This window comes from Patulibacter sp. SYSU D01012 (genome assembly GCF_017916475.1).
GTDB lineage: Bacteria > Actinomycetota > Thermoleophilia > Solirubrobacterales > Solirubrobacteraceae > Patulibacter.
In genome coordinates this window covers 1,486,879-1,512,471 of the sequence record NZ_JAFMTB010000001.1, presented here as the reverse complement: position 1 = coordinate 1,512,471, position 25,593 = coordinate 1,486,879, and the positions used below count along the sequence as shown (strand labels likewise).

The following is a 25,593-nucleotide window of genomic DNA, read 5'->3' as shown; positions in this document are numbered from 1 at the left end:
GTATCCACGTGGGAGACGGCAACCGGGTTCTGGTCGTCGTGCACGGCTACGTGATCTACGGCGACCTGCCCGAGCAACCGAGCGTCGAGGACGTCCACAGCGCCCTCGACGGCATCCGCGGCCTCGTCACGGAGCAGTTCGTGGAGACCGCCGCGAAGCGGTCGTCTGGAGCTTCTACGTCGGGGCAGATCAAGCGCAGCCCGGAGGAGGGCGCATGAGCACCAAGTGCCCCTGCTACGTCTGCGGTGACGAGGTGCAGATGCACCCGGAGTCCGACGACTTCGGCATCTGCTCCGGCTGCGGCGCGGAGAACCACAACGCCGACCTGGCGCGCGAGGAGGCCGCGCGCGAGGAGGCCGAGAACCCGCAGCACGGGGACGCCGTGTCGGGGCAGATCGGGCGTCACCTCCGTCCTGACGAGGTGCCGGTCGGCCAGCCCTTGCCGGCGGGCGCGACGATGGAGTGGACCGACGGCGACGGCGACTCGTGGGTGCGCCCCGTGTCCGGTGTCGTGCTCGCGCAGGAGGACGAGGACGGCATCCCGCTCACGCGGGTGCGGCTCAATAGCGGCCGGGTCGTCCGGCTCACCGGCGACTACGAGGTCTTCGACGCCCCCGACGACACCGAGTCGGGGCAGGAGGAGCGACGCGATGCGGGTGCCTAGCGATGCCCAGGTGCGCGTCCTCCGCAGCGTCATCGCGTCCGCTGACGAGGGCCACGTGCTCCTCTGGGACCAGGAGCCCTATGGCGCGATCGCGCAGTTCGCCTACGAGGTGATCGACCGCGAAACGAACACGGCGCGAATCATCGGATGGACCGCGAGCAGACAGCGCCACGCCAGCGTGGCGGCGTGCGTGAAGCATGGGTGGCTCGACGACCAGCACGAGGTGGTTCGCCACGAGACGCGCAACGTTTACCCGGGTGACCGTACCCGCACTGTGACCAAGACCTACCGCGAGCTCCGCCTGACCGATGACGGTGACCTCGCCCTCAACGTCTGGCAGCACCGCAAGCTGCATGCTCCGCCCGCGCCACTCCCGACGCTCACGCCGGCGGATCGCGAAGCGCTGCGGGTTGCCGCTGACGCGGCGCGCCTCGGCTACGCGCTCGTCCCGAGCTACCTGACCTTCGGCCAGCGCGAGAAGGCCCGCATGGACGCGTGCCGTCAGCAGATGCGGCGCCTGGTGCGTGATGGCTGGGCGCGGCGCGCGTTCGTCGGCGCCGGCCAGTCGGCCGTGGTGCCGACCGCCACCGGGACGGTCGAGGTCGCCGATGACCCGGACGCCCTCACGTCTCGGGCAAACGAGGGTCAGGCGGACCCGGCATGAGCGAGGCCCCGACGCGCCCGACCCGCCCGCCCGAAGCCCTTGCGTCGTTCGGGATCTCCGCTCCCCTCGAGGTGGACGTCGGCGTCCGCCTCGCGAAGGGCGCGATCGAGTACGGGGACGTGTCGCTCTCGCGCGGCTCCGAGGAGCTGTGGGGCGAGATGTACGAGGAGGCTCTCGACCTCATCGGCTGGGCGGCGATCCTCGTCTGCGCGGAAGCCCGCCGCGGTGGCGCCGCGGCGGGCGACGCCGCGGCGCAGAAGGTAGCGCCGATCGTGCGCGTCGCTGCCGAGACCGCGGCCGTCCTCTTCGCCTCCTGCGGCGGCCGGGCCACGTGACCGCAGCCGGCATCCTGTCCGCGGTCCTTGCCGCCGCTACCGACGTCGAGCTCGACGCGCTCGCCGACGCGCTCCGCGGCCGCCTCGAGGTACCGACACGGCACCCGGACGACGTCCTCACGACGGCACAGGCCGCGGGCTACCTGCAGGTCGACGCCAGCCGGATCTACGAGCTCCGCCGCCGCAACGCGCTCGTGGCCGAGCAGGACGGCCGCAGCCTCCGGTTCCGGCGACGCGAGCTGGACCGCTACCTCCGCGAGGGGCCGGCCACGTAGCCAGGCCGCTCCCGGAGCGCTTCTACGCCCCCGCCTCCCGGCGGGGGCGTTCGTCGTTCTGGAGCCCCGCGCCGGCCGGCGGCCGCTCGAGCGGCGCCGGGAGCGCGTCGCTCATCAGGTGGACGTAGGTGTCGAGCGTGAACGACGGCGCGTGGTGGCCGAGGAAGAGCTGCACCTGCTTGACGTCCCACCCGGCGTCGAAGAGCCTGCTGGCGCACGTGTGGCGCAACGTGTGGAACGACGCCCAGGGCACGCCGGCGGCGGCCGCGGCGGGCTGGATCGACTTGCGGCGGGCGTAGCCGTCGTCGAGCGGGCGACCGTCGGTGCCCGAGAAGACCAGCTCGTCGCCGCGCGGTGACCCTGCGGTGCGCCGGCGGGCGACCAGGGCGTCGACGAGCGACGCCGGGATCGGGATGTCCCGGTGGCCGTGGCGAGACTTCGGCGCGGCGAACTGGCCGTTGCGCAGTGCGCGGCGCACCTTCACCACCGGGTAGCCGACGAGGACGACGTCCTTCCACCGCAAGGCGAGCGCCTCGCTGATCCGCAGGCCGGCGAGGGCGAGCAGGAGCAGCAGGTCCGACCAGCCGGCCGGGGCGGCTTGGAGAACCCGGACGAGCTCCTCGTCGGTGAGCCGACGAGCGGACGCGTCCTCGTCCTCCTGCACCTCCAGCCGGACCGGGAGCCGGACGCCAGTGCACGGGTTCGAGGGGATCAGGCCTTCCTCGACGGCGGTGGCGAGGCAGGCCCGGAGCGGCGCGATGACCTTCCGCACGGTCCGGTCGGCGAGGCCCTGCCGGCTTAGGGCGGCGACGACATCGGCGACGTGGCGCGGGGTGAGGTCGACGAGCCGCCGGCGGGCACCGAGCAGCGGGAGGACGTGTTGCTCGAGGTCACGGCGGTACTCGCGGCGCGTGACGTCACGGATGCCCCTCGACGTGCGGCCCAGGTACCGCTCGACCCACTCCAGCGCGTAGACGCGGACGAGCAGCGCGTCGACGTCACTGCGGCGGGCCGTCCGTCGCGCCTTTGCCTGGCTGGCGCCGGCGAGCGTGTCGGCGGTCCCCCACCGCTGCCGCCCTGCGCCGTCGCGCCAGGTGTAGGCGAAGCGGTCGCCGCGGCGCCAGACGCCCGCGACCTTCGTCTTCTCGAGCTTCGGCCGCGGTCGCCGCCGCCGGGCCGTCGTGGTCGTGGTCATCGGCTGACGGTAGCCCGCCGCTCCGGCGGGAACCTGGTGCGCAGCGTTCGGGCGAGCCAACCCCAAGACACCCCACGACAGAGCGGCCGTGCTCGTGGCCGTTGAGCGCGGAGACGGCCCCGACGGAGCGGTACGCAGCAGCGAACCTCCCGAGGACCCCTAATCCACAGGTGGGACGACGACGACCAAGCCACGCAGTACCGTCCACGACGACCGCCCGACCGCGCGCCGGCGGCCAGTCCACAGGAGGCTCTTGCACGGGTCCCTTGACACGACGGACTGGCAGCTGCCACGATCCGGCGGCGGGACAGCTATGCCCACTTCCGGCTAGCCACCCTCCCGCCCGGCGCCCACGGCGCCACCCGGACGACCGCCACGCGGCGTCCGCCATCCGGCCGCAGTCCTGCCCGCTCCCTCGCCGCGCTAGCCCGCGGCCCTCGCCACGCGAGGACCCAGGGACCGCCGGCTGCGCCACAGTCGCACGGCCCGGCTGCCACCCGGACTCGACCTCCTCCCCGGCCGGCGAGCGTCGGCCGGGCCGTGCGCTGACCACGAGCCGTCGACGGTCGGCCGCGCCGATGCGCCCCACCCCAGGCGCCGCGACCCATCTCCTGCGCCGCGCCGGGGCAGCAGCGTCCACCAGGACGTGACCCAGCCGCCGCCGGCCGTCGACCGCCCGACCCTCACCCGTCATGGACATCGCCGCCATCACCGCCACGCCGAACGACGGCGAACTCGAAGCCCTCGTCTGGGGCGACCAGGACGCCTACGTCCAGCCCGACCAGGTCTTCACCCGCGAGACCGGCAAGCAGCAGACCCGCACGCTCACGCGTGCGGAGAAGGCCGCCATCGGCACCTGCCTCGCCCGCGGCTGGCTCTCCGTCTACGACTGGACGCTGACCCACGCCGGCCGACTCGCGCTCGACCGTCGACTCCTGCCCGTCCCGGCCCGTGGCATCGGCTCCGTCCCCGCAGCCTGAGGCACGGCCGCACAGCACGGCCCGCGGCTACGACCGCAAGTGGGCCCGCACCCGCGGCCGGTACCTGCAGCTGCACCCCACGTGCGAAGACCCCGAGGGCTGTAGCGAGCCGGCCACCGACGTGCACCACATCGACGGCCTAGGCCCGCTCGGCCCGGCCGGGCACAAGCACGCGAACCTCGAAGCGCTGTGCCACAGCCACCACTCCCGTCGCACCGCGCGCGACCAGCCCGCCGGCTGGGCCGCCGCGCCGCCGCGACTGCGCCCGAAGCCTCGGCACCCCGGCCTCATCGATCCACCGCAGGGTGGGGGGGTACCCCCGTCCGAAGGGATCAGGAACCGGCTGGGTTAGCGCCTGCCAGCTTGTACGGGTTCGCCGCGCGCCGGCGCGCACGCGCACGTCGCGCGCCTGTGAACCTGAGCGCCCGACCGAACGCGGGCCACCGACCATGGGCGAACCCGACACGGGACGCCCCAGAGGAGACACTCCGATGCCCGGTCCCCTGCCTTCAGCGTCGCCTCGCCGACGCAACGCCGCCACGATCGGCACGACGGTCCTCCCCGCCGAGGGCCGCACTGGCCGTGCGCCAGCCGTCCCGAAGGCCTACCGGCTCAAGGCCGCCGGCCGGGCCTGGTGGAACTGGGCGTGGAAGCTCCCGCAGGCCGCCGCCTGGGACGAGGGCGCCCGCTACTTCGTGGTCCGCCGCGCGCAGCTCGAGGACGAGCTCGCGTCGCTGGACTTCGCCAACTTCGCGTCGCTGCGGGACCTGCTCGCCGGCGCCGAGTCCGAGGCGATCCAGCGCGTCGAGGAGGCCATCGAGCTGCTCAAGCGCCTGGCGTCGGGCTCGACGTCGCTGATGAAGGAGATGCGCGAGATCGACAACCGCCTCGGCCTGAACCCCAAGGCCATGGCCGAGCTGCGTTGGTCGATCGCCCCGCCCGCGGAACAGCAGGATCTCCCGGCGTCCGGCGTCTCGTCGATCGATGACTACCGCTCCCGTCTCGGCTGAGGTCCCGCCGGGCTACTGGGTCGAGAAGGAGAGCGGCGCGTGGATGACCTTGCCGTGGCCGCCCGAGGGCGACCCGATGTCGCCGCAGTTCGGGATCGGGATGCAGGTCGTCGAGTGGTGCGAGCGATGGCTCATCAACCACATCACCGGCGAGCGCTGGCGCTTCACCAAGGGGCAGCTGCGCTTCCTCCTGCTCTGGTACGCGATGCGCGGCGAAGGCGCCGCCGGCCGGTGGCTCTACCGCTCGGGCGTCAAGCGCGGCGCGAAGGGCACTGGCAAGGACCCGTTCCTCGCCGCGATGGCCAACGCCGAGCTGTGCGGCCCGACCCGGCCGGTCTGGCACGAGGGCCGGTGGGTCGGGGTTCCGCACCGCATGGCGCTCGTCCAGATCGCCGCCAACAGCGAGGCCCAGGCCTCCGACGTCCTGCGCGTGGCCAACGCGATGGTCGACGCCGACATGGCCGACGAGTTCGGCTACGACAAGGGCGTCCTGCGGACCCAGCTCGTCGGCACCGGCTCGCGCATCGAGCTGCTGACCAACAGCGAGGCCAGCGCCGAGGGCGACCCGGCCACCGCGATCTTCCTCAACGAGTCGCACCACATGACCGAGAGCAACGGCGGGCAGAAGCTCGCCGCGGTCGCGCGGCGCAACGTCGGCAAGAGCCCGGGCGGCATGGCCCGCGTCATCGAGGCCACCAACGCGCACATGGCCGGCGAGGGCAGCGTCGCCGAGGACTCCTTCGAGGCGTGGCAGGCGCAGGCCGCCGGCCGCACCCGCCGCAAGGACATCCTCTACGACTCGCGCGAGGCACCGTCGCACCTCTCCCTCCACGACGAGGAAGAGCTGATGGCGGGCCTGCGGGCCTCCTACTTCGACTCCCCGTGGAGCGACCTCGAGCGCCTCCGCGACGAGGCGCAGGACCCGCGCGTCTCGGCCGCCGACTCGATCCGGTTCTACTTCTCCAGCCTGCCCACGTCCGAGGACGCGTGGATCGACCCCCGCAAGTTCGACGCGCTGCACGAGCGGGTCACGATCGAGGACGGCGAGCAGATCGCGATGTTCCTCGACTGCTCGAAGAGCACCGACGCGACCGTCCTGTGCGCCTGCCGCATGGGCGACGGCCACGTCTTCGCGATCCGCGGCTGGCAGCGCCCTCACGGCGACCGCGGCCGCGGCTGGCTCGCGCCCCGCGAGGAGGTCGACGCCGAGGTTCGCGCCGCCTTCGCGCGGTACGACGTGCAGTGGTTCGGCGTCGACCCCTCGCCCGCCAAGGACGACGAGGACGAGCGGCCCTACTGGGCTGAGCTCGTCGACGCCTGGCACCGCGACTTCCGCAAGAACGTCGCGCTGTGGGCTACCCCTGGCGTCAAGCACGGCTCGGCCGTCGCGTTCGACATGCGGCTCTCGCACCCCGGCGGCCGCGACCGCGTCCGCGCGCTCACCGAAGAGGCCGAGCTGACGGCCAAGGCGATAGACGAGGAAGGCACCCTGAGCTGGGGCGGCGGCGACTTCGACGCGATGCTCCGCCAGCACGTGCACGCCGCTCGCCGGCGCCCGAACCCGTGGGGCGTCTCCATCGGCAAGAAGTCGCGCTCCAGCAGCCGCCGCGTGGACTTCGCCGTCGCGATGGTCGGCGCCCGCCTGGGCCGCCGCCTCGCCCTCAACAGCGGCAAGACCAGCCGCAAGCGCTCCGGCCGCGTCGTCGGCGTCTGACCCCTCCACCGTGCCCCTCTCTCCCGCCACAGCCGTCGCGACCGCGAAGACCGCCTACGACCTGCACGTGGTCGAGCGGCGTCGCCTGGACATGGTCCGCCGCTACTGGAAGGGCCGTCAGGCCTTGCCGATGGTCATCCCCGTCAACTCGCCGCGCGAGATGAGGGTCATGGCCGCGTCCTCGCGGGTCAACGTCCTGCCGATCGTCGTCAACTCGCTCGTGCAGGCGACCTTCGTCGACGGCTTCCGGCCGCCCGGCGACGATGTCGCCGCCGACCCGGCCTCCCCGGGCGCTCGGATCTGGAGCGCCTGGCAGCGCAACCGCTGGGACGCCCGCCAGACCGGCGTGCACCGGGCCGCCGCCGCCTACGGCGCTGCGTACGTCGTCGTGACGCCGGGCGACCCGGTCCCCGTCATGCGGGCCGTCAGCCCGCGCTCGATGTGCGCCGTCTACGGCGAAGACCCCGACTGGCCGATGTGGGCGCTCGAGCGCACCAGCGACCAGACGTGGAAGCTCTACGACGAGCAGGCGGTCTACTTCCTCGAGGGCGGCGCCGTCGGCGGGTGGAAGCACCTGGAGACCAAGTTCCACGGCGCCGGCGTCACCCCGGTCGTGCGGTTCCTCGACGAGCTGGACCTCGACGAGGACGACGAACCGGAGTCCCTCGCGCTCGCCATGCCCGGCGCCGAGGCGCCGATCGCCCGCGGCCAGGTCGCGCCGCTCATGGCGCTGCAGGACCAGATCGACCTGACGACCTTCGACCTGCAGGTCGCCCAGCACTTCGGCGCGTTCAAGCAGCGCTACATCATCGGCTGGGCCGCCGACGACGAGATCGCCCTGCTGAAGACGGCCGCCAACCGGCTGGTCACCCTCGACGTCAAGCCCGACGAGGTCAGCGTCGGCGAGTGGACCGCGACCGACGTCAAGCAGTTCATCGAGAGCCGCGAGTCGTCGCTCCGCCACGCCGCGTCGCTGTCGCAGACCCCGATCCACGAGCTGACCGGCGACCTGGTCAACCTCTCCGCCGAGGCGCTCGCCGCCGCCGAAGCGGGCAAGGACCGCAAGGTCGACGAGCGCCAGACGCTCTGGGGCGAGGCCCACGAGCAGTCGCTCTGGCTCGTCGGCCGCTACCTGCGCGTCGACGTCCCCGACGACGCACAGGTCGTCTGGCGCGACACCTCGGCCCGCGCGTTCGCGGCCACCGTCGACGGCCTCGGGAAGCTCGCGCAGATGCTCGGCGTCCCGCCGCAGGAGCTGTGGGAGCGCATCCCCGGCGTCACCCAGGCCGACGTCGAGCGCTGGAGCAAGGCCGCCGAGAAGGGCGACGCCTTCGCCCGCCTCACCGAAACCCTCGACCGGCAGGCCGGCGACACCCCGCCGCCCGGCGGCGACGCCTGATGGCCCGCACCCAGACCGGCGCGCAGCTGACCGCCGAGCACAAGGCCTCCCAGCTCGCGCTCCGCGCGGGCGCGCTGCGGTCGTTCCTGCGTCTCTGGCCGATCTGGACCGGCGACGAGGAGTCCTTCCGGCTGCTCGTCGACGCCACCGTCCCGCTCATCCGGGAGCAGCACCGCGCCAGCGCGCAGCTCGCAGCCAGCTACTTCCGGGCGTTCCGCTTCGCCGAGCGCCCCGGAGGATCAGCACGCCCGGTGCTCGCCGATCCGCCCGTCGTCGCGAAGATCGCCGGCACGCTCTACGCCGTCGCGCGGGACATGACGCGCGCGGCCGTCGACGCCGGCCAGACCCCCGAGACCGCGATGCGCACCGCGCTCGTGCGGACCTCCGGGAGCGTCGGCACGCTCGTCCTCGACGGCGGGCGCTCGACGATCGCCCAGTCGGTCGCCGCCGACCGCAAGGCCATCGGCTGGGCCCGCGTCGCCTCGGCAGGCTGCTGCGCGTTCTGCGCCATGCTCGCCGCGCGCGGCGCCGTCTACGGCGAGAGCACCGGCGACTTCCAGGCGCACGACCACTGCGGCTGCAGCGCGGAGCCCGCCTACCCCGGCAGCGGCCTGCCGCCGACCTCCGTCGCCTTCGCCGACATCTACGAACGAGAAGCCGCCGGGCGCCCCGACGCCCTGCAGGTCTTCCGGCGTGCGCTCGCCGCCGAACGTGACGGCCGCGACATCGCGGCCTGACCCACCAGCCCCCGACACGGAGGACCCATGTCCGACATGGACACCCGGCACGTCGACGACGTGCTGCACCTCGCCGCGCTCCTGCGGCCCACCTGGCCCACCATCGACGCCCGGATCGCCGCCAGCGGCCACCCGACCAACGAGGGCGACGCCGACGGCGGAGACCCCGGCGATAGCGCCGGTGACGGCGCTGACGAGCAGGCCGGCGGAGACGGCGGCGGCGAGCAGGCCGACCCGAAGGCCGAGGCCGAGAAGTGGAAGGCCCTCGCGCGCAAGCACGAGAAGAACGCCAAAGCCAACGCCGCGGCCGCGAAGAAGCTGCAGGAGGTCGAGGACGCCAAGAAGTCCGAGACCGAGCGGGCCGCCGAGAAGGCCACGCAGGCCGAGCAGCGCGCGACGTCCGCCGAGGCCAAGGCCCTGCGGCTCGAGGTCGCGCTCGACAAGGCGCCGGACGGCATGTCCCTCGCCCAGGTGCGCAAGCTCGCCAAGCGGCTCTCCGGCTCCACCCAGGAGGAGCTCGAGGCCGACGCCGAGGAGCTCTTCGCCGACTTCCAGCCGTCCGCCGCCTCCAGCGGCGACCCCGGCCGCGGGCGCCCGCGCGAGCGGCTCCGTCCCGGCTCCGCCCCCGCCGACACGTCCGACGACGACGGCGAGACCGACCCCAGCAAGCTCGCGGCCAAGGTGCCGCGGCAGTTCTCCTAGCGCCACCTCGCCGGCGGCGCTCACCTCGAAAGGCACCCCATGCCCACCAGCACGTTCATCAAGGCCGAGAAGGTCGTCGCGACGTCGCTCGGCCTGCTGCAGCGCGAGCTCACGCTGCCGCAGCTGATCTGGCGTGACGCCGTCGGCGACTTCGCCGGCGTCCGCGGCGACACGGTCTCCATCCGGCTTCCCGCCTACGCGCCCGCCCGCAAGCGCGCCCTGCGCTCCGGGGCCACCCGGGTGAAGGACGGCCTCTACGAGCGCAAGATCGACGTGTCGCTCGACACCGACATCTACAAGGACGTCCCGATCAGCGACGAGCAGCTGACGCTCGACATCGCCGACTTCGGCGCCCAGGTGCTCAACCCGGTCATCACGGGCATCGCGATGCAGCTTGAGCAGGAGGTCGCCGACGAGATCAACGGCGCCAACTACGCCACCACGATCGCGCACGTCAGCGAGACCGACGACGCGTACGAGACCGTCGTGAAGGCCCGCGGCTACCTCAACAACGCCTTCGTCCCGCTCGCCGGCCGCCGTCTGCTCGTCGGCACGAACTTCGAGGCCGAGCTGCTGACGAACGAGAAGTTCGTCGACGCCTCCCGCTCCGGCACGAGCGAGACGCTGCGCGAGGCGCTCATCGGCCGCATCGCCGGCTTCGACGTCTACACCTCGCCGGCCATCGCGGCCGATCGTGCCTACGCGTTCCACTCGACCGCGTTCGTGATGTCCCAGCGCGCGCCGGTCATCCCGCTCGGCGTGCCGTGGGGCGCCACGCAGGCCTACCAGGGCTTCGCGATCCGCACGGTCCGCTCGTACGACCCCAACCTCGTCGAGGACCGCTTCATCGCCGACGCGTGGGTCGGCACGAACACGGTCACCGACTTCGGCCACTGGCTCGGCGACCCCGCCGCTGGCGGCAAGTTCGAGCCCGCGGTCAACCCGGACGCGCCCGTCACCGGCCAGGCCAACGCCTGGGCCAACGACGCCGCCCGCCTGGTCCGCGCCGTCAAGATCACGGTGGCTTGATGCTGGGCTCCAAGCTGCTGCTCGACCCCGATGGCAACGTCGTCGTCGCGACCGCCGAGGGTGCCGAGGTGCTCCGCGACGAGCACGGCTACACCGACGCCCCCGCCGGCGCCGAGTCGCTGCCGGCGCCCGCGCCGAGCGACCCCGGCCCCGGGGACGGCCCCGGCGTCCCGCCGAAGGACGACCCCCAGGGCCCGGACAACCACGACGAGCCGAAGGTCGCCGACCCCGCCGCGCCGCGGGGCAACGCTTCCCGCGACGCGTGGGTCGCCTACGCCGAGCAGGTCGGCCTGCAGGTCGCCGACGACGACAGCCGCGAGGACATCAAGGCCGCCGTCGCCGCGCTCGAGGGCTGACCCGTGCCCGTCGACCCGCTCACCATCACACCGACGGTCGTGCAGGTCGCGGCGCTGATCCGCAACCGCACGATCAACCGCCTCGGCAAGGAGGTCGGCACATTCGACGCGACCACGCGCCCGACGCTGGCCGAGGCCGAGCCGCTCATCGCGCGGGCCGCCCGGTACGTGTCGATCTCGATCGGCGAGCGATTCGACGACTGGCCGCCCGCGCTCGTCGAGACGGCGAAGGACGCCGCCGCGTCCTTCGCCGCGCTCTACATCGAGCAGGGCTTCTACGCCGACGGCTCGAACGGCGACCACACCCCGGCCGACCAGCTCGGCCGGATCGCCCGCGAGCAGCTCGGCGCGCTCCTGCGCGACGCCGGCCGCGGGCGGCTCATGCGCTCCATCCAGCTGACCGACCCGGCCGACACCCGGTCCGACGACGACGATCTGCCGTGGCTGTCGAGATCGATCTAGACGACCACGGCCTCGAGGCGCTCGAGCGCGGCATCGAGGCCATCCGCCAGCAGGCCTACGTCCTGGGGCCGGTCGGCTACAAGCTCGTCCGCCGCGCGGTGCAGTCCGAGCGCCGGCTGTTCATCGACTCGCCCTGGGCGCCCCGCAAGGCGTCCACGATCGACCGCTACAGCCGGCCGCTGCGCAGCATGGCGGACGAGCAGCTGCACCTCGCCGCCGGCGCCGGTCCGCTCGACCGTCACGGACTGCTCGAGCGGACCCTCACCACCGAGCACGCGCCAGGCCAGCGCGACTCCATCGCCTCCGTCACCGGCGGTCTGAACGTCACCTTCGGCCTGCACCACCAGGGCCCCGTCTCCTACGGCAACTTCCAGGCCCGCGGCGACGGCGCCCGCCGCGCCCGCGACCCCTTCCGGTTCGACCGCCTCGCCCACGACGAGGGCACCCGCGACGTGATCGACCACATCCTCGAGCGCTTCGGCGACGACTGATGCCCACCGACCCTCTGCCGCCCGACCGCATCGAGGCGATCCCCGACGTCTACGACGTCGCCGCCGCCCTCGGCCGCCTCCTGGACTCGTGGCTCGACGAGTACCTGGCCGCCATCGAACGCCGCGCCGCCGACCTGGCCGTCGGCGACATCCAGCGCCCCGTCCGCTCCATCGTCCGCCACGCCGGCATCTGGCGCCGCGGCGAGCAGACCCCCGCCGTCGTCGTCTGGCCCGAGGGCACCACCGACGAGGAGGAGGACCCCGAGGGCAACCTCTTCGGCACCGTCCCCGTCTCGGTCCTGCTCGTCGCCGCCGCCCAGGACGAGGACGCCACCACCCGCCTGGCGCAGCACTACGCCGCCGCGGCGCGCGCCATCGTCCTGCACCACCCCATCGCGGTCACCGACGCCGACGGCACCGTCCGCCGGCACCGGCTCCACCCCGCCGGCGCGAACTACCTGGCCATCGACGCCGAGGAGCGCGGCCGCGTCCGCGCCGGCGTGACGCTCAGCTACGCCGCCCGCAACGTCTTCCTCGGCAACCGCCGCGGCGGCCCGCCGCCCGGCGCCACGCCGCGCCCCGACGTCACGCCGCCGTGGCCGCCCGGCCCGACGATCGAGACGGTCTTCCCGCCCGACGTCATCCCCACGCGCGACCCGCTCGGGTAGCGCCCCGCCCCGCCCCCGCTGCGCCCGCCCGGTCTCCGGAGAACGACCCATGCCCGACACCCCCGCCCCTGTCCCCGTGGACGCGCTCGTCGCGTCGTCCTCGCCGGTGATGCTCGCCGGCGGCCGGCCCGCCGCGCCCGGCGAGGAGGTCGACGCCGACCTGCACGCCGACGGCCACCACTTCGCCTCCGGCGCGCTGCGCCGCCTGCCCGACCGGCTCGAGGCGCTGCAGCGCGACGAGCTCGACGCGCGCGCCCGGGACGCCGGCGTCGAGGACCCCCAGAAGCTCCCGAACAAGGCCGCCGTCGTCGCGGCGATCCACGCCGCCCACTCCACCGAGGACTGAGCCCCTATGACCCTCATCATCCCCGCGCCCCCCGGCGAGGCCGTCGCCTTCGACGACTCCCGACCGGCCCGCATCGCCCCGCGCTCCCCACGCAACCTGTTCGCGATCGGGACGTTCGACCGCGGCGGCGTCGCGCAGTACAGCGACGTCTCCGGCCTGCGCACCTCCCACGGCCAGCGCGTCAACTACAGCCCGGCCGCGGACGAGATCGCCGCCGCGTTCGCCGAGGGCGGCGGCACCTTCACGTCCTCCCGCGCGACCGGCCCCGGCGCCACCTCCGCGTCCGTCACCCTCGACGGCAAGCTGAAGGTCACCGCGGCCAGCCCCGGCGCCTGGGCTAACGGGCTGAAGGCCGAGATCCTTGCCCCGACGACCGACACCCGCCGCCTCGTCATCACCGAGAACGGCACCACCGTCGCCACGTCTCCGACCGTCGCCAGCGTCGCCGAGCTGCAGGACTGGGCTTCCACCTCCCCGTGGGTCCGCGTCGCGCCCGTCGCCGCCGGCCTGCCCGGCGCCACGGCCGCGACCGCCGCGACGGGCGGCGCCGACGACCGCGCCAACCTCGGCGTCGCCGGCTGGACCGCCGCGCTCGCCGGCCTGGACCCGCGATTCGGCCCCGGCCGCCTGATCGCCCCGGGCGTGACCGACATCGCGGTCCACGCCGCGATCATCGAGCACTGCGCCGCGACCAACCGCGTCGCCGAGCTGCAGCTGCCGCCCGACATCTCGGAGTCCGACGCGATCGAGCACCGCCAGTCGCTCGCCGCCGACTACCCGGCCGACGCGTGGCGCGTGAACCTCTGGGCCTCCCACGCCTACACGCAGCCGATCGGCTCGGAGCCCGAGCGGCTCGTCGGCTACAGCGCCCTGCAGGCCGGCATCGCGTCGTTCGTCGAGCGCGAGTACGGCATCGGCGCCGCGCCCTACGGCCTGCGCCGCGGCGTCTCCCGCGCCTCCCGGCTCTACCGTGAGCGCTCCACCGGCTACGCGCCGCCCGGCGAGGTGCAGCGCCTCTACGCCGAGCACGTCAACGTCGCCCAGGACGACGGCCAGCGGATCTACTCCAAGGGCTACCGCACGCTGGACGGCGACTCCACGCGCGAGGACGGCCACGTCGCCGGCACCCGCATGCGCCTGGCCTGGCAGGCCCTGCAGCGCGCGGAGACCTACGGCGGCGAGCCCACCGACCGCACCACGGTCGCCGAGTACCACGCCGACCTCGTCGCCGTCTGCAAGGAGTTCGCCGCCGCGCGCGCCTTCAACACCGACGGCGACGTCGGCTACCGCGTCGACACCGACGCCGTGAACACCGACGACTCGCTCGGCCGCCGCGAGCTGCACGGCCGCATCTTCTTCCGGCCCAACGGGTCGATCCACTGGGCCGACGTGCTCGTCGGCTCGATCCGCACGAACGAGCAGGTCTGACCCATGGCACTCACCACCGTCTCGGCGGAGACCAACTTCCGCCACCTCATCGTCCTCGGCGGCGTCCGCTACGGCTACTTCAACGGCGAGGAGGTCGACTTCGGGTCCGAGGCCAACGACGACTGGGACCCCGAGCTCGGTCCCGTCCTCGTCGGCGGCGGCCGGCAGACCGCCGACGACCTCAAGCTCGAGAGGCCGTGGCTGCCCAGCCGCGATCGCCCCGCCTACATGGCGCTCAAGCCGCTGCGCAACCGCGTGCGCGGGACCGCCAGCCTCTTCGAGGTCGACGAGTTCGAGCAGCCGCTCTCCTCCGAACCGCTGGACGTGGTGACGATCCTGCTGACCAACGTCACCATGCCCGCGTCGAGCTCGTCCGGCGACGCCGGGAAGCTCAAGCTGACCGTGAAGGTGCAGGCGTGAGTGGCGCCAGCGTCACCTTCGACGAGCCGGACGAGCCGGCCGGCCCGCCGCCGGTCCCGGCGACCGCCCCGGACGAGCAGCCGGCCGACCCGCCGCCGGCACCCGCGACCGCGCCGGCCGGGTCGATCCTCGGCGAGCTGGCCGAGGAGATCGCCGCCGACGTCGCGGAGGAGTACGAGACGTACGCGGTCGGCAAGCACCGCCGGCTGCGGGCGCGCTACCGCGCCCTCGACGACGCCGAGGTGCAGCGCCTGACGAAGATCGCGCGCGGCAACGTCACACTGCAGCGCAAGACCGGCCAGGAGCTCTCCGACATCGAGGTGCAGAACCGCGGCGCTGCGCTGCTGCTCTCCGCCGCGTGCGTGGAGCTGCTGTGGGTGGAGGACAACGGCGACGAGACGCCGATCCACGTCCTGATCGCCCGCGAGGTGGGCGATGACGCCGCTCCGTCTGGGCCGCTGCGCTACGACATCGGCACCCTCGAGAAGCTGATGCCCGAGCGCGCCGAACGCCTGCGCGCCGAGATCGCCGCCGAGGGCCGCCAGGTCCCGACGTCCGCGGACGTCGCCGCGGAGATGCACCGCTGGGGCGAGGGCGCCAACTACGCGCCGCTCCGCGCCCGCGGGCAGGAGCTGCAGATGTGGTCCAGCTCGGTCTCCGCGCAGGCGATCGGGCGTGCCATCGAGGGGAGCTAGCCGCGGGGGCCGTCGACGAGGCGGCCCACCTGCTGCTCCGCGGCATCGACCCCCACCGCCACCTCACCACGACCGACGTGGTCGAGGTGGCGCTCACCCGCCGCGCGCTCCAGCGCACGGTCGACCTGCGCGCCGAAGAGCTCGACGCGCAGGCGGTCCTCATCATCCAGCGGCTCGCCGAGGCCCTGGAGAAGTCCTAGCCCCACCTGGGGCGCTTCCTCATGGCCACCCAGACCGCACAGATCCTCATCAAGATCCGCGGCGCCCTGCGCGCCGCGAACGAGACCGCGCGCCTCTCGCGCTCGGTCGACGAGCTCGGCGACGAGCTGGGCGAGGCGTCGCGGAAGGGCCTGCAGGCCGCGGCGTCCATCGCGCTCTTCGGCACCGCCATCGGCGGGATCACCCTCGCCGCCCCGGCGCTGATGAGCGTCCTGTCGGCGATGACCGTCGCCGCGCTCGCGTTCGGCACCGCGCTCGGCGGGATCGCCGTCGCCGCCGGCGCCATGGCCTTCGCGGCCACCCAGCGCTTCAAGCAGACCGTGGGCGTGGCCGGCAGCGCCGCCGCCCAGCTGCAGACGCAGGCCCGTAGCCTGCAGACCGCGTTCTTCTCCGCCACCGCCGGCGGCGCCGACGCCGTCCTGGGCGGCCTCGTGCCGCTGCTCGCCGGCGTCGAGGGGCTCGTCACCCGTCTGCAGCCATCCTTCACCGCGGTCGGCAAGGCGATAGGCGACGCGTTCACCTGGCTGGGCGGCAGCATCGGCGAGCTGGCCCCGGAGCTGGCCGCCCTGCTGCAGTCCACCACCGGCGCCTTCCAGCCGATCGCGCAGATCGGGCTCACGCTCGTCAGCATCTTCGCCCGCGTCGCGACGATCGCGATGCCGTACGTGATCGACGCCCTCAACGGGCTGCTGCCGCTCCTGGGCCAGATCCAGGGCGCCATCACCGGCGGCGCGATCCAGTCCGCGTTCTCGCTCCTGGGCACCGTCCTGGGCGGCATCCGCACCCTCGTCGGCTCCATCGCCGACGTGTTGGGGCCCGTGCTCGTCCCGGCCGCCCAGTCCGTCGGCGCCGCGTTCTCCGGCATCGCCGGCCCCGCCGGCACCATGATCGGCTCGCTCCTCGCCGGCGCGGTCCAGCTGGCCTCCGGCGTCCTGCCGCTGCTCGCTGACGCGATCCGCGGCATCGCCCCGGTGCTGCAGTCCATCGTCGCCAGCGGCGCGCTCACCAGCATCGGGCAGGGCATCGCCACCGGCATCCGCGCGGCCGTCGGCTACGTGCGTCAGTTCATCGGTGCCCTGATGCCGATGCGGCCGTTCGTCACCAACGTCCTGCTGCCCTTCGCCAAGGGCATCGCCGTCGGGCTCATCGGCGCGCTGCGCTCCGCGATCCCTGTCGTGCGCCTCATCGCCACCGCGATCGGCTGGGTCGGCACGAAGCTCGCCCCGCTCCGCGGCACCTTCCAGGCTGTCGGCACGATCATCGGGACGCTGTTCGCCGGCGCCATCCTCAAGGCCGTCGGCATCGGCATGCGGATCGGCGGCCTCGTCGCCCGCATCATCGGGTGGCTCGGCAGCCTCGGCGGCCCCGTCACGACCATCGTCGGGCTCTTCGTCGGCGGCTTCAACGAGATCCGCTCCGGCGTCTCCGGCGCCATCAACTGGGTCCGCGACCGCTTCAACGGTCTGCTGACCTTCCTCGGCGGCATCGGCGGCAAGATCGGCGGCTTCTTCACCGACATCTGGGGCGGCCTGAAGTCCGGCCTGGTCGAGACCCTGAACTGGATCATCGACAAGATCAACGTCCTGATCCGGGGCTACAACAAGCTCCCGCTGGCCCCGGACATCGGCGAGATCTCCCGCATCGGCGGAGGCGGCGACGACGGCCCGCTCTACACCAACGGCCTTGGCGCCACGTCCAACCGTGCCCCCAACGCCGGCTCCGCGCACGGCGCCCCGCGCGGCCTGGCGATGGGCGGCCCGATCCTCGGCGGCGCCCCGTACCGCGACCGCATCCCCGCCCTGCTCATGCCGGGCGAGCACGTCCTCACCCGCCGCGAAGTGCAGGCCGCCGGCGGCCACGGCGCCATCTACAGCCTCCGCGCCGCCCTCGCCGGCGACGTCCCGCGCTTCGCCAACGGCGGCCCCGTCGGCAGCTCGGGCGGGGGCTCCCTCGCCGGATCGCTCACCATGCCCCCGATCGACTTCACCGCGGTGCTCAAGGTCGGCGAGCGCGAGATCGGCCTCGCCGTCGAGCGCTTCCAGGCACGCCAGCAGGCACGCGAGGGGGCGGTCTGATGCCGGCCCGCAACGTGCTGGCGACGAGCGACACCGGCGTCGGCGGCGTCACGGCTCGCACGCTGAAGAAGCCCAGCGCCACCCCCGCACGCGTCCTCGGACGCGTGACGCTCTGGACGCCCGAGACGCAGGCGACCGCGACGGGCCGCTACAGCGAGCCCCCGCAGGTCGTCGCCGAGCGCTCGGCCAACGGGGCGTGGCAGCCCATCACCCGGCTCAAGCGCCGCCCGCTCTCCTCCTGGACCGGCCCCCAGCCGGTCAAGATCGAGTGCAAGATCCGCTTCGGCGACGAGGCCCGCCGCTCCATCGCCGGGGCCCTCGAGGACCTGCGCGGGATGCAGGATCGCCTGCCGGACGGAAGCGGTGCCGACCGTCCGCCCTACGTGCTCGTGGTCGGCTACGTGCCGGGCCACTACGACGACGTGAAGTGGCAGATCGACGGGCTCGAGATCACCGAGACCGACCACGCGCGCCGCACCCCCGTGCAGGCGCTCGCCACCGTGACGCTCGCGGAGTGGGTCGACAGCGACATCGACGCAAAGGTCACGAAGACCAGGAGCGCGGCGAAGACCAAGCCGTGGCTCAAGGGCGACACCATCGGCCGGTTCGCCAAGCGACACCTCGGCTCGTCGGGAACGCAAGCCCGGCAAGCCCTCCGCGACGCCAACCCGACGATCCACTCGTTCTCGAAGCTCGAGCCGGGCCACCGGGTCAAGGTGCCGGCCTCGACCACCGTCAGTTCCTGATGGCCAAGAAGAAGACGACGGTCGTCCGTCCCCGCAAGAGCAAGACGAAGACGCGCCAGACGCGCCGGCTGCTGCCGGTGCTCGAGCGCCTGGACATCGACGTCGTCAGCTCGGCCACGCTCAACGGCGCGAACGTCGACGCCCGACTCGTCGACGCCATCACCGGCATCGACCGCGATCTGACGATCGACGGCGCGAACGTCCTCACGCTCCCGATCCACGATCCCGACCGCGAGCTGCTGCGCGCTGACCTCCTCGGCGGGCAGATCGACCTCGACCTCGGCCGCGCCGGCCGGTGGCGCATGGACCGCTCGCGCGACATCGGCGGCCTGGCCGTCAACGACGACATCCTCACCCTCCGCCTGTGGGACCGCTCCTCCGCCGCGCTGCGCGCGCAGACCGCCCCGATCAGGATCTCGTCCGAGCGGCTCGACATCGCGGGCCTCGCACGGTTCTTCGCCCGCGAGGTCCGCGGCGACGCGCCGATGCAGATCGTCGCCCCGTTCCCGGGCGACATCCCGCCCGAGGAGACCACCAGCAGCCGCTCGAGCGGCAAGTCCTCCATCGGGTTCTCCGCGTCGGCCGCGGCCAAGGTGAAGGTCAAGGGCGCCCGCGCTACGCGAGCGCAGCTGAAGGCCATCGACGCGATCCTCGCCGAGGCGACCGAGCTGCGCGCTGGCACGCGGGTGAAGGTCGCCGCGCTCATGGCCGCCACGCAGGAGTCCCGGATGGGCGCCGAGGGCCACACGACCGGCGACGATGACACCGGCTACTTCCAGCAGGGCCGAGAGTGGATCTCCGCGAAGAACGCGAAGGACCCCGCCAAGGGCTGCCGCGCGTTCCTGCTGGGCGGCGAGGCCAACGTCGGCGGCACCGAGAAGACGAAGAAGGGGTGGAAGCAGCACTTCGGCTCGCTCAGCTCCGGCGCCGCGCCCTCGGATCTGGGCGCCGCCATCTTCAAGGTCCAGAGCGGCGGCGCCGGCGCGAACTCGTGGAAGGAGGAGGCCGAGCGCACCGTCAAGCTCTGGACCGGCAACGCCAGCGGATCGTCGTCACGAACCGTCAAGCGGCCGGCGCAATGGCGTCGCGGCACCTCGGACGGCCCCGAGTCCTCGTGGTCTGCGCTCGACCGCGAGGCCAAGCGCCTGGGCCGCCGGCGCTTCATCGCGCTGCCCTGGCGCTTGGCCCCGCGCCTCGTCGTCGCGTCCGACCAGAGCCTCATCCAGGCCCAGCCGCACGTCACCGTCAAGGGACTCGACAGCGGCATCCTGACGGCGGTGCCCTCCATCGACATCGAGGGGGTCAAGACGCTGCAGGAGATCGAGCTGACCGTCGTCGCCTCTGCGTGGCCGGCGCCCCCCGGCGCCGTCGCCGAGCTCGTGGACTTCGGGCCCGCGGACGGCCCGTGGATCGTCAAGCGGATCGGCGTCAGCGCCGGGTCCGACGACGCGACGGTGACGCTGCAGAAGCCGACCACCAAGGTCGAAGCGCAGCCGGAGGCGACCCGCGCCGCGTCGGCGACGCGCGGTGGCCGCTCAGCCTCGAGCGCCGCGCAGGCCTTCTACTCCAAGGGCCTCGCGATCTCGGCCAAGAACTACCCCTACCACTGGAGCGGCGGGCACGCCAGCGCCGGGTCGCCCAGCGGCGGCGGCTACGACTGCTCCGGCTACATCGGCGCCGCGTGTGCCGCCGCTGGCTGGGGGCTCAAGCCGGGCGACTCGGTGCCCGACTCCGGGTGGTTCGCCTCGTCCTGGGGTGAGCCCGGCAAGGGCGAGGAGTGGACGATCTGGGCCAACGGCAACCACGTCTTCGCCGAGGGCCATGGGAAGTTCGAAGGGCGCTCGCTTGACACGAGTCCGGCCTACTCCGCCGGCAACCGCGCTCGCGGTCCGCACGTGCGCCGCGGCTCGCGGTCCACCGCGGGCTTCACCCCTCGGCACTGGCGCGGTCACTGATGCGCGGCGAGATCCACGCGGCCGTCGTCGCATCGGTCGACGAGGGCGCCCGCACCTGCACCGTCGTCTTCCCCGACGACGACGGCGGCCGGCAGCGGTCGCCGGCTCTGCCGTACCGGCCCCGCCTCGTCGGCGTGGACGACGACGGCCTGGTCCTCGAGCACCCGCGTCGCGGCGACGCGGCGTGCGTGCTCGAGGACGCCACCGGGGGCCTGTGGTTCTCCGATTGGACCCCCGATGACTGACCCGATCCTCGACCTCTCCTGGCCCCTCTCGCTCGTCCCCGGACCCACCGGCACAGTCACGCTGCGCACGGTCGAGCAGGACAGCGACGAGGAGATCAAGCGCGGCCTGGCGCTCGCCTGCGAGGTGCGCCCCGGCGACCTGGACTGGGCGCCGGACTTCGGCACTCCCGACCCGCTCGGCGGCACCGACCTCGACGAGACTGCCGCCCTGCTCGCCGCCGCGCTCCGCGTCATCGACCCGCGCCCGGGCCGCATCGACGTGACCCTCCGCGACCTCGGCGACGGCGACCGCAACATCCACCTGAAGGTCGAGACCTCCTGATGAGCACCCCCCTCGACGACGACGGCGAGCTGCTCGCCTTCGGCGCGCCGATCGCCACCGACGCCGACGAGATCGAGCAGGAGATCCACGACGAGATCCGTGATCGCATCCCCGGCTGGGACCCGCTTCCCACCCACCCGATCCGGCACCTGGCCGGCGCCGTCGCCGCGCTCGCCGCGGACTCCCGCGACGCCCTCCAGGCGCAGCTGCGCCGGAACCTGCTGAGCCTCCTGGGGATGCTCTTCGGCATCCCGCGCATGGACGGCACGGCCGCGTCGTCGACCGTCACGATCCGCGCCCGCGACACCCTCGGCCACACGGCCCGCGGCCCCATCCCGCTCGCGCTCGGCGACGTGTCGCTCGAGATCCCCGGCGACCTCGTCGTGCCCGTCGGCTCGGACACCGTCACCGTGACGGTGATCTGCACCGAGCCCGGCGACGCCCCGAACGGGGCAACCGGGACGCTCGAGCTCGACGCGCTCGACTGGCTGGCCGAGACCGATCCCGTCGTCCTCGACGCGCCGCTCTTCGGCGGCGAGCCGGCGGAGGGCGACAGCCAGTACGGCCGCCGGATGGTCGACGAGCTGCAGACGATGTCGCGGGCGCTGATCCTGCCGCGCGACTACTCGATCGCGGCGCGGCGGCACCCCGGCATCGCGTACGCCTGGACGCTGCCGCACTACCGCCCCGGCGACACGCCGGAGCAGGACGACCCCAACGCGGTCTTCCACGTCGCGACGGTCGCCGCCAACGCGGCCGGCGGCGCGATCTCCGGCGGCACCCGGCTCGAAGCCGAGGCCGACTTCGCCGCGCGGCTGCTGGACGGCGTCACGCATCACCTGCTCGACCCGATCCACGTGCCGGTCGACGTCACCGCCGTCGTCATCCGCCGCGCCGGCTGGGAGAAGGACGTCGTCCAGGCCGCCGCCGAAGCCCACCTCACGGCCGTGCTCAGCCCCGCCGGCTGGGCCGACGCCGACGCGGGCGACGACCCGAACCCGATCCCGCCGCGGTACGTCCACGCCAACGAGCTCGTCGCCCGCCTGGACGAGCCGGAGAGCATCGACGTCGTCCAGAGCCTGAAGATCGGCGACGGCACGAAGGCGCGGATCGACTTCGGCGTCCGCGAGCTGCCCACCCCGGGCGAGATCACCGTCACCGTCATCGACGCGGCGGACGCCGATGCCTGACCCGCCCGCCGTCCACAGCGCGGCCGAGCACCTCTACACGCTGCTCGAGCCGCTCGCCACGCACGACCCCGAAGATGGCTACCTGCTGCTCAGCCTGACGGCCGGGCTCGCCGCCGGTGAGCGCCCCGTCTGGGCGCTGACCGAGGACCCCGGCGCCACTCAGGCGCTGGACCCCGACACCGTCGACGCGGAGTGGCTGCCCTCGCTCGCGCAGATCGTCGGCGGCCGCTTCGTCGGCGGCATGACCGAGGCGCAGCAGCGCGCCGAGATCAAGGCCCCCGCCGGCTACAGCCGCGGCCTCCCCGGCCACAAGCAGGCCGTCGCCGCACCGCACCTGCAGGGCGCCAAGCGCATCCAGGTCCGCTACCGCGTCGGCAGCGGACCCGACGCCCCCGGCCGCATGCAGATCCGCGTGCGCGCCACCGACGTCATCCCCGGCCACGAAGCCGCTCTCCGCCGCGACCTCCTCGCCGCGATCCCCGCGCACCTGCGGGGCGACGTCGTCATCACCAACGACCGCGACTGGCGCGAGCTCAAGGGCGAGCCGCCCCGCACCTGGGCCGACGTGCACACGACCAACACGGACTGGGCCGACGCGCTCTCCGCCGACTGAGGACCCGCATGCCCGACATCACCACCCGCCTCGGTCTCGCCCTCGCCGACGAGCTCGACGACGCCGACTTCCCCGCCGCGGTCAACCCGACCCGGCAGCGCCTGGACGACATGGTCGCCATCGACGACCAGGGACTCTTCACGGACCGGCCGCCGGCGAGCACCGCGCGCCGCGGCTTCTATTACTACGCCTCCGACATCGACGTGCAGTTCCGGTGCACGGGGACGGCATGGGCAATCGTCACCGCCCCTTCCATCCGCTATGGGATGGACTCGACTGGGGCCGACTCCTTCTCCCTCGTGACCAAGGGTTCTGACCAGCCGCTGTACGGCTGCGAGTTCATAGCGCCGATCGCCGGGAAGTGGGAGATCCGCTGCGAAGGCCTCATCAAGATCGAGTCCGCGACCACCGTCGGCGCATCTGCGTGGGTCGCGCTCCCCGCGAGCGCCAGCAGCGACCTCTACGACCAGCAGTACTGGGCCGGCTGCACGTCCGTCCGTTCGAACACGACGTTCGACGAGAGCGAGTGCACGTTCTCCCGCACGTTCACACGGACCCTGACCGCCATGCAGTCCATCATGCCCGTCGCACGGTGCATCACAGGCGGCTCCTCCGCCACGGCGCGCGTGTCGCACGTTCAGACCTACGTGAAGCTCATCGAGGCCTGACCAATGCCGCGTCGTCGTCGCGCCGGCTCGAAGCGGATGCACTCGAAGGCCCAGTGGAAGTGGGCCTTCGCCACGCACAAGCCCTGGGCTCGCCGCCACGCCCGCAAGACCCCCGGCGGCCCGAAGGCCCGCTACCGCCGGCTCCCCGCCCGCACGGGCCCCCGCCGCCGCGCGAGCCGCGGCCGCCGCCGCTAGCCGGCGCGCTCCTCATCCCGTCCTAACCGCCCCGATTCCCGGGAGGCATCCGCATGTCCATCTCCACCCTGATCGGCGAGTCGTGAGTGCGCCCCTCCGATCCGATCTCCCGAGCCGAGTCCTGGATTCTCCGGGTCGTCTCGCCCACGGTCGGCCTCTTCTTCGGCGGCTGGCAGGTCGCGACGAGTTCGCTGACCTGGCCGGGCGTCCTGCTGGTGCTCGGCCTCGGCGTCGCGCGGCCGGCCGCCCGGATGTGGGTCGGCCGCGCGCTCCGCGAGCCGTCGTCTACCCCCGGCTCGCCGCCGTCTGGGGGCTCCTCCTGACCATCGGCGCCGTCCACCACATCCTCGGAGGCCTCTGATGCACGGCCGTCGAGTCTCTGACGTCCCCGAGATGAGCCGCAAGGACCGCGTCCGCTACTGGGCATTCGGGGCCCTGCGGGTCCTCTGGAACCTCTCCATCATCGGCTTCGCCGTCTGGGCGATCGTCTCGTCCAACACCCGCGACGACCGCGCCGTCGAGCGCGACGCGGCCCGCACGTACCAGCGCTGCAAGCAGGTCGAGCCCATCGCGATCGTCGCGCAGCTCGGCCTCGACCGCTCCCCGCACCTCCGCGCCGAGATCCAGCGCAAGCGGCCCGACCTCCTTGACGAGAACGGGCACCTCCCGGTCCCCGACTGCGAGCGCACCTACCCCCTCGGCGCCGCGGTCTCGCACCGCTACCCCGACCTCACCCCGACCAAGCCCGCGCCCTGAGCGGAGCGAGAGACGACCATGAGCATCCCGATCCTGAAGCTGGGCGCGCGCGGCAAGGCCGTCGAGCGCCTGCAGAACTACCTCAACGACCGCGGCAGCAAGCGCGGCTTCCCCGACCTCGACGTCGACGGCGAGCTCGGCCCGATCACCTGGGAGCGCTGGAAGGACATCTTCAAGGCGCTCGGCGGCCTCGGCTTCACCGGCTCCGAGGCCCGCGCACGGCGCCGCTACGAGATCGTCGCCTACCCCGACCGCCGCACGGCCGTCGAGCTCGCGGCCGCGAAGACGTGGGCCAAGCGCCGCGCGACGACCGCGGCCCGTGGCGCCACCCTCCGCGAGCGCGCGTGGAACGAGGCCGGCCGCCTGGTCGGCATCGTCGAGAAGGGCGGCAACAACCGCGGCCCCGAGGTCGAGAAGGTGATCCGCGGCGGCGGCGGCCTCCCCGGCCAGGCATGGTGCGGGTGGCTCAACGCCTGGTGCTACCGCAAGGCAGGTTCCCTCGCCGTCACCTGGCAGTGGGGGGCCGTGCGGCTCTACCTGCCGCTCCCCGGCCTGCGCCGCACGTCCAGCCCGAAGCGCGGCAACATCGTCCGCTTCACCTTCGACCACACCGGCCTCTTCGGCTCGTGGTGCGACGCGCGCGGCAGCGCCGTGCCGAAGGCCCAGGCCACTCACATCCGCACCCGCGAGGGCAACACCGGGTCCGTCGGGGCCGTCTCCGACGGCAACGGCAAGGACGGCGTGCACGAGAAGGTCCGCTCGCGCCAGCTCGTCCGCGACTTCATCGAGGTGCTGAAGTGACCGCCCGCCAGAAGCGCCTCGTCAAGGCGCCGGCCGCCCGCCCGGCCGAGACCTCGGGCGTCGGCGGCGGCGTCGCGACGATCCTCGCCTACGTCCTCGGCGCCTCGCCCGAGGTCATCGCCGCGCTCGGCGTCATCGCCGGCGCGCTCCCCGCCGTCGTCACGTGGCTCGTGGCGCACGGCGGCATCCGCGGCACCCTCCGCGCGCTCTGGCGCGGGACCCCGACCAAGGACTGACC

The 25,593-nt window shown here is 73.5% G+C and carries 34 protein-coding genes; 33 read left to right on the top strand and 1 reads right to left on the bottom strand.

Annotated features, from left to right (window positions below; all coding sequences use genetic code 11):
* Window positions 1-8 precede the first annotated feature (8 nt).
* Genes J3P29_RS06935 through J3P29_RS06915 form a run of 5 tightly spaced genes read left to right on the top strand, consistent with a single transcriptional unit; the run spans window position 9 to window position 1,938 of the window.
* Window positions 9-218 carry a hypothetical protein gene (locus tag J3P29_RS06935; protein ID WP_210492315.1) on the top strand — a complete coding sequence of 70 codons (210 nt, stop codon included), beginning with the start codon at window positions 9-11 and terminating at the stop codon, window positions 216-218.
* A complete protein-coding gene (locus tag J3P29_RS06930; protein ID WP_210492314.1) occupies window positions 215-664 on the top strand; it encodes a hypothetical protein in 450 nt (149 codons plus the stop codon). Before J3P29_RS06935 ends, J3P29_RS06930 begins: the two co-directional genes overlap by 4 nt.
* A gap of 55 nt (window positions 665-719) precedes the next feature.
* The gene (locus J3P29_RS06925; RefSeq protein WP_210492313.1) at window positions 720-1,328 is read left to right on the top strand and encodes a hypothetical protein; all 609 of its coding nucleotides are present in this window, start codon (window positions 720-722) and stop codon (window positions 1,326-1,328) included.
* A complete protein-coding gene (locus J3P29_RS06920) occupies window positions 1,325-1,663 on the top strand; it encodes a hypothetical protein (RefSeq protein ID WP_210492312.1) in 339 nt (112 codons plus the stop codon). The genes J3P29_RS06925 and J3P29_RS06920 overlap by 4 nt, the downstream gene beginning before the upstream one ends.
* Window positions 1,660-1,938: a helix-turn-helix domain-containing protein gene (locus J3P29_RS06915; RefSeq protein WP_210492311.1), complete on the top strand. Its 279-nt coding sequence runs from the start codon at window positions 1,660-1,662 to the stop codon at window positions 1,936-1,938. The genes J3P29_RS06920 and J3P29_RS06915 overlap by 4 nt, the downstream gene beginning before the upstream one ends.
* A gap of 22 nt (window positions 1,939-1,960) precedes the next feature.
* Here the strand turns inward: J3P29_RS06915 and J3P29_RS06910 are convergent, their stop codons facing one another.
* Window positions 1,961-3,133, bottom strand: coding sequence for a tyrosine-type recombinase/integrase (locus J3P29_RS06910; RefSeq protein ID WP_210492310.1), 1,173 nt, complete (start codon window positions 3,131-3,133; stop codon window positions 1,961-1,963).
* Between the two features lie 692 nt (window positions 3,134-3,825).
* On the opposite strand from J3P29_RS06910, the gene J3P29_RS06905 reads away from it, so the two are divergent.
* The 28 genes from J3P29_RS06905 (at window position 3,826) to J3P29_RS06770 (ending at window position 25,591) form a co-directional block, all read left to right on the top strand.
* Window positions 3,826-4,113 (top strand): hypothetical protein, encoded by a 288-nt coding sequence (locus J3P29_RS06905; RefSeq protein ID WP_210492308.1) that lies wholly within the window; start codon window positions 3,826-3,828, stop codon window positions 4,111-4,113.
* A 491-nt stretch (window positions 4,114-4,604) separates the two neighbouring features.
* Window positions 4,605-5,123, top strand: a complete 519-nt coding sequence (locus J3P29_RS06900; protein WP_210492307.1) for a hypothetical protein — start codon at window positions 4,605-4,607, stop codon at window positions 5,121-5,123.
* Entirely contained in the window at window positions 5,098-6,837 is a 1,740-nt protein-coding gene (locus J3P29_RS06895) for a hypothetical protein (protein WP_210492306.1), read from the top strand. Before J3P29_RS06900 ends, J3P29_RS06895 begins: the two co-directional genes overlap by 26 nt.
* A 10-nt stretch (window positions 6,838-6,847) precedes the next feature.
* The gene (locus J3P29_RS06890; RefSeq protein WP_210492305.1) at window positions 6,848-8,236 is read left to right on the top strand and encodes a phage portal protein; all 1,389 of its coding nucleotides are present in this window, start codon (window positions 6,848-6,850) and stop codon (window positions 8,234-8,236) included.
* Complete coding sequence (locus J3P29_RS06885) at window positions 8,236-8,973, top strand: hypothetical protein (RefSeq protein ID WP_210492304.1); 738 nt, start codon at window positions 8,236-8,238, stop codon at window positions 8,971-8,973. The genes J3P29_RS06890 and J3P29_RS06885 overlap by 1 nt, the downstream gene beginning before the upstream one ends.
* A 27-nt stretch (window positions 8,974-9,000) precedes the next feature.
* The gene (locus J3P29_RS06880; protein WP_210492303.1) at window positions 9,001-9,675 is read left to right on the top strand and encodes a hypothetical protein; all 675 of its coding nucleotides are present in this window, start codon (window positions 9,001-9,003) and stop codon (window positions 9,673-9,675) included.
* 39 nt (window positions 9,676-9,714) lie between these two features.
* Complete coding sequence (locus tag J3P29_RS06875; RefSeq protein ID WP_210492302.1) at window positions 9,715-10,704, top strand: P22 phage major capsid protein family protein; 990 nt, start codon at window positions 9,715-9,717, stop codon at window positions 10,702-10,704.
* On the top strand, window positions 10,704-11,060 hold the full coding sequence (locus tag J3P29_RS06870) for a hypothetical protein (protein WP_210492301.1): 357 nt from the start codon (window positions 10,704-10,706) through the stop codon (window positions 11,058-11,060). The genes J3P29_RS06875 and J3P29_RS06870 overlap by 1 nt, the downstream gene beginning before the upstream one ends.
* Window positions 11,061-11,063: 3 nt before the next feature.
* Window positions 11,064-11,522, top strand: coding sequence for a hypothetical protein (locus tag J3P29_RS06865; protein WP_210492299.1), 459 nt, complete (start codon window positions 11,064-11,066; stop codon window positions 11,520-11,522).
* On the top strand, window positions 11,501-12,013 hold the full coding sequence (locus tag J3P29_RS06860) for a hypothetical protein (RefSeq protein ID WP_210492298.1): 513 nt from the start codon (window positions 11,501-11,503) through the stop codon (window positions 12,011-12,013). The genes J3P29_RS06865 and J3P29_RS06860 overlap by 22 nt, the downstream gene beginning before the upstream one ends.
* On the top strand, window positions 12,013-12,681 hold the full coding sequence (locus J3P29_RS06855) for a hypothetical protein (RefSeq protein WP_210492297.1): 669 nt from the start codon (window positions 12,013-12,015) through the stop codon (window positions 12,679-12,681). Before J3P29_RS06860 ends, J3P29_RS06855 begins: the two co-directional genes overlap by 1 nt.
* 49 nt (window positions 12,682-12,730) lie before the next feature.
* A complete protein-coding gene (locus J3P29_RS06850; protein WP_210492296.1) occupies window positions 12,731-13,027 on the top strand; it encodes a hypothetical protein in 297 nt (98 codons plus the stop codon).
* Window positions 13,028-13,033: 6 nt separating this feature from the next.
* The gene (locus tag J3P29_RS06845; protein ID WP_210492295.1) at window positions 13,034-14,455 is read left to right on the top strand and encodes a hypothetical protein; all 1,422 of its coding nucleotides are present in this window, start codon (window positions 13,034-13,036) and stop codon (window positions 14,453-14,455) included.
* A gap of 3 nt (window positions 14,456-14,458) precedes the next feature.
* Window positions 14,459-14,875, top strand: coding sequence for a hypothetical protein (locus J3P29_RS06840; RefSeq protein WP_210492294.1), 417 nt, complete (start codon window positions 14,459-14,461; stop codon window positions 14,873-14,875).
* Window positions 14,872-15,570, top strand: a complete 699-nt coding sequence (locus J3P29_RS06835) for a hypothetical protein (protein WP_210492293.1) — start codon at window positions 14,872-14,874, stop codon at window positions 15,568-15,570. Before J3P29_RS06840 ends, J3P29_RS06835 begins: the two co-directional genes overlap by 4 nt.
* Window positions 15,516-15,770 carry a hypothetical protein gene (locus J3P29_RS06830; protein WP_210492291.1) on the top strand — a complete coding sequence of 85 codons (255 nt, stop codon included), beginning with the start codon at window positions 15,516-15,518 and terminating at the stop codon, window positions 15,768-15,770. Before J3P29_RS06835 ends, J3P29_RS06830 begins: the two co-directional genes overlap by 55 nt.
* Window positions 15,771-15,791: 21 nt before the next feature.
* Complete coding sequence (locus tag J3P29_RS06825) at window positions 15,792-17,864, top strand: hypothetical protein (protein WP_210492290.1); 2,073 nt, start codon at window positions 15,792-15,794, stop codon at window positions 17,862-17,864.
* A complete protein-coding gene (locus tag J3P29_RS06820; protein WP_210492289.1) occupies window positions 17,864-18,610 on the top strand; it encodes a hypothetical protein in 747 nt (248 codons plus the stop codon). Before J3P29_RS06825 ends, J3P29_RS06820 begins: the two co-directional genes overlap by 1 nt.
* Window positions 18,610-20,565 (top strand): hypothetical protein, encoded by a 1,956-nt coding sequence (locus J3P29_RS06815; protein WP_210492288.1) that lies wholly within the window; start codon window positions 18,610-18,612, stop codon window positions 20,563-20,565. Before J3P29_RS06820 ends, J3P29_RS06815 begins: the two co-directional genes overlap by 1 nt.
* On the top strand, window positions 20,565-20,810 hold the full coding sequence (locus tag J3P29_RS06810) for a hypothetical protein (RefSeq protein ID WP_210492287.1): 246 nt from the start codon (window positions 20,565-20,567) through the stop codon (window positions 20,808-20,810). The genes J3P29_RS06815 and J3P29_RS06810 overlap by 1 nt, the downstream gene beginning before the upstream one ends.
* The gene (locus J3P29_RS06805; protein ID WP_210492286.1) at window positions 20,803-21,132 is read left to right on the top strand and encodes a hypothetical protein; all 330 of its coding nucleotides are present in this window, start codon (window positions 20,803-20,805) and stop codon (window positions 21,130-21,132) included. Before J3P29_RS06810 ends, J3P29_RS06805 begins: the two co-directional genes overlap by 8 nt.
* The gene (locus J3P29_RS06800; RefSeq protein ID WP_210492285.1) at window positions 21,132-22,322 is read left to right on the top strand and encodes a baseplate J/gp47 family protein; all 1,191 of its coding nucleotides are present in this window, start codon (window positions 21,132-21,134) and stop codon (window positions 22,320-22,322) included. The genes J3P29_RS06805 and J3P29_RS06800 overlap by 1 nt, the downstream gene beginning before the upstream one ends.
* Window positions 22,315-22,935 carry a hypothetical protein gene (locus J3P29_RS06795; RefSeq protein ID WP_210492284.1) on the top strand — a complete coding sequence of 207 codons (621 nt, stop codon included), beginning with the start codon at window positions 22,315-22,317 and terminating at the stop codon, window positions 22,933-22,935. Before J3P29_RS06800 ends, J3P29_RS06795 begins: the two co-directional genes overlap by 8 nt.
* 8 nt (window positions 22,936-22,943) lie before the next feature.
* A complete protein-coding gene (locus J3P29_RS06790; protein ID WP_210492283.1) occupies window positions 22,944-23,603 on the top strand; it encodes a hypothetical protein in 660 nt (219 codons plus the stop codon).
* A 3-nt stretch (window positions 23,604-23,606) separates the two neighbouring features.
* Window positions 23,607-23,798, top strand: a complete 192-nt coding sequence (locus J3P29_RS06785; RefSeq protein ID WP_210492281.1) for a hypothetical protein — start codon at window positions 23,607-23,609, stop codon at window positions 23,796-23,798.
* A 393-nt stretch (window positions 23,799-24,191) separates the two neighbouring features.
* The gene (locus tag J3P29_RS06780; RefSeq protein WP_210492280.1) at window positions 24,192-24,554 is read left to right on the top strand and encodes a hypothetical protein; all 363 of its coding nucleotides are present in this window, start codon (window positions 24,192-24,194) and stop codon (window positions 24,552-24,554) included.
* Window positions 24,555-24,572: 18 nt separating this feature from the next.
* Window positions 24,573-25,355 carry a hypothetical protein gene (locus tag J3P29_RS06775; protein WP_210492279.1) on the top strand — a complete coding sequence of 261 codons (783 nt, stop codon included), beginning with the start codon at window positions 24,573-24,575 and terminating at the stop codon, window positions 25,353-25,355.
* Complete coding sequence (locus J3P29_RS06770) at window positions 25,352-25,591, top strand: hypothetical protein (RefSeq protein ID WP_210492278.1); 240 nt, start codon at window positions 25,352-25,354, stop codon at window positions 25,589-25,591. The genes J3P29_RS06775 and J3P29_RS06770 overlap by 4 nt, the downstream gene beginning before the upstream one ends.
* Window positions 25,592-25,593: the final 2 nt, after the last annotated feature.

Coding starts and splice junctions, on each gene's coding strand:
- J3P29_RS06930 (WP_210492314.1), top strand. CDS start 215: ATGAGCACCAAGTGCCCCTGCTACGTCTGCGGTGACGAGGTGCAGATG.
- J3P29_RS06920 (WP_210492312.1), top strand. CDS start 1,325: ATGAGCGAGGCCCCGACGCGCCCGACCCGCCCGCCCGAAGCCCTTGCG.
- J3P29_RS06910 (WP_210492310.1), bottom strand. CDS start 3,133: ATGACCACGACCACGACGGCCCGGCGGCGGCGACCGCGGCCGAAGCTC.
- J3P29_RS06905 (WP_210492308.1), top strand. CDS start 3,826: ATGGACATCGCCGCCATCACCGCCACGCCGAACGACGGCGAACTCGAA.
- J3P29_RS06900 (WP_210492307.1), top strand. CDS start 4,605: ATGCCCGGTCCCCTGCCTTCAGCGTCGCCTCGCCGACGCAACGCCGCC.
- J3P29_RS06895 (WP_210492306.1), top strand. CDS start 5,098: ATGACTACCGCTCCCGTCTCGGCTGAGGTCCCGCCGGGCTACTGGGTC.
- J3P29_RS06885 (WP_210492304.1), top strand. CDS start 8,236: ATGGCCCGCACCCAGACCGGCGCGCAGCTGACCGCCGAGCACAAGGCC.
- J3P29_RS06880 (WP_210492303.1), top strand. CDS start 9,001: ATGTCCGACATGGACACCCGGCACGTCGACGACGTGCTGCACCTCGCC.
- J3P29_RS06875 (WP_210492302.1), top strand. CDS start 9,715: ATGCCCACCAGCACGTTCATCAAGGCCGAGAAGGTCGTCGCGACGTCG.
- J3P29_RS06870 (WP_210492301.1), top strand. CDS start 10,704: ATGCTGGGCTCCAAGCTGCTGCTCGACCCCGATGGCAACGTCGTCGTC.
- J3P29_RS06855 (WP_210492297.1), top strand. CDS start 12,013: ATGCCCACCGACCCTCTGCCGCCCGACCGCATCGAGGCGATCCCCGAC.
- J3P29_RS06850 (WP_210492296.1), top strand. CDS start 12,731: ATGCCCGACACCCCCGCCCCTGTCCCCGTGGACGCGCTCGTCGCGTCG.
- J3P29_RS06845 (WP_210492295.1), top strand. CDS start 13,034: ATGACCCTCATCATCCCCGCGCCCCCCGGCGAGGCCGTCGCCTTCGAC.
- J3P29_RS06840 (WP_210492294.1), top strand. CDS start 14,459: ATGGCACTCACCACCGTCTCGGCGGAGACCAACTTCCGCCACCTCATC.
- J3P29_RS06825 (WP_210492290.1), top strand. CDS start 15,792: ATGGCCACCCAGACCGCACAGATCCTCATCAAGATCCGCGGCGCCCTG.
- J3P29_RS06820 (WP_210492289.1), top strand. CDS start 17,864: ATGCCGGCCCGCAACGTGCTGGCGACGAGCGACACCGGCGTCGGCGGC.
- J3P29_RS06815 (WP_210492288.1), top strand. CDS start 18,610: ATGGCCAAGAAGAAGACGACGGTCGTCCGTCCCCGCAAGAGCAAGACG.
- J3P29_RS06810 (WP_210492287.1), top strand. CDS start 20,565: ATGCGCGGCGAGATCCACGCGGCCGTCGTCGCATCGGTCGACGAGGGC.
- J3P29_RS06805 (WP_210492286.1), top strand. CDS start 20,803: ATGACTGACCCGATCCTCGACCTCTCCTGGCCCCTCTCGCTCGTCCCC.
- J3P29_RS06800 (WP_210492285.1), top strand. CDS start 21,132: ATGAGCACCCCCCTCGACGACGACGGCGAGCTGCTCGCCTTCGGCGCG.
- J3P29_RS06795 (WP_210492284.1), top strand. CDS start 22,315: ATGCCTGACCCGCCCGCCGTCCACAGCGCGGCCGAGCACCTCTACACG.
- J3P29_RS06790 (WP_210492283.1), top strand. CDS start 22,944: ATGCCCGACATCACCACCCGCCTCGGTCTCGCCCTCGCCGACGAGCTC.
- J3P29_RS06785 (WP_210492281.1), top strand. CDS start 23,607: ATGCCGCGTCGTCGTCGCGCCGGCTCGAAGCGGATGCACTCGAAGGCC.
- J3P29_RS06780 (WP_210492280.1), top strand. CDS start 24,192: ATGAGCCGCAAGGACCGCGTCCGCTACTGGGCATTCGGGGCCCTGCGG.
- J3P29_RS06775 (WP_210492279.1), top strand. CDS start 24,573: ATGAGCATCCCGATCCTGAAGCTGGGCGCGCGCGGCAAGGCCGTCGAG.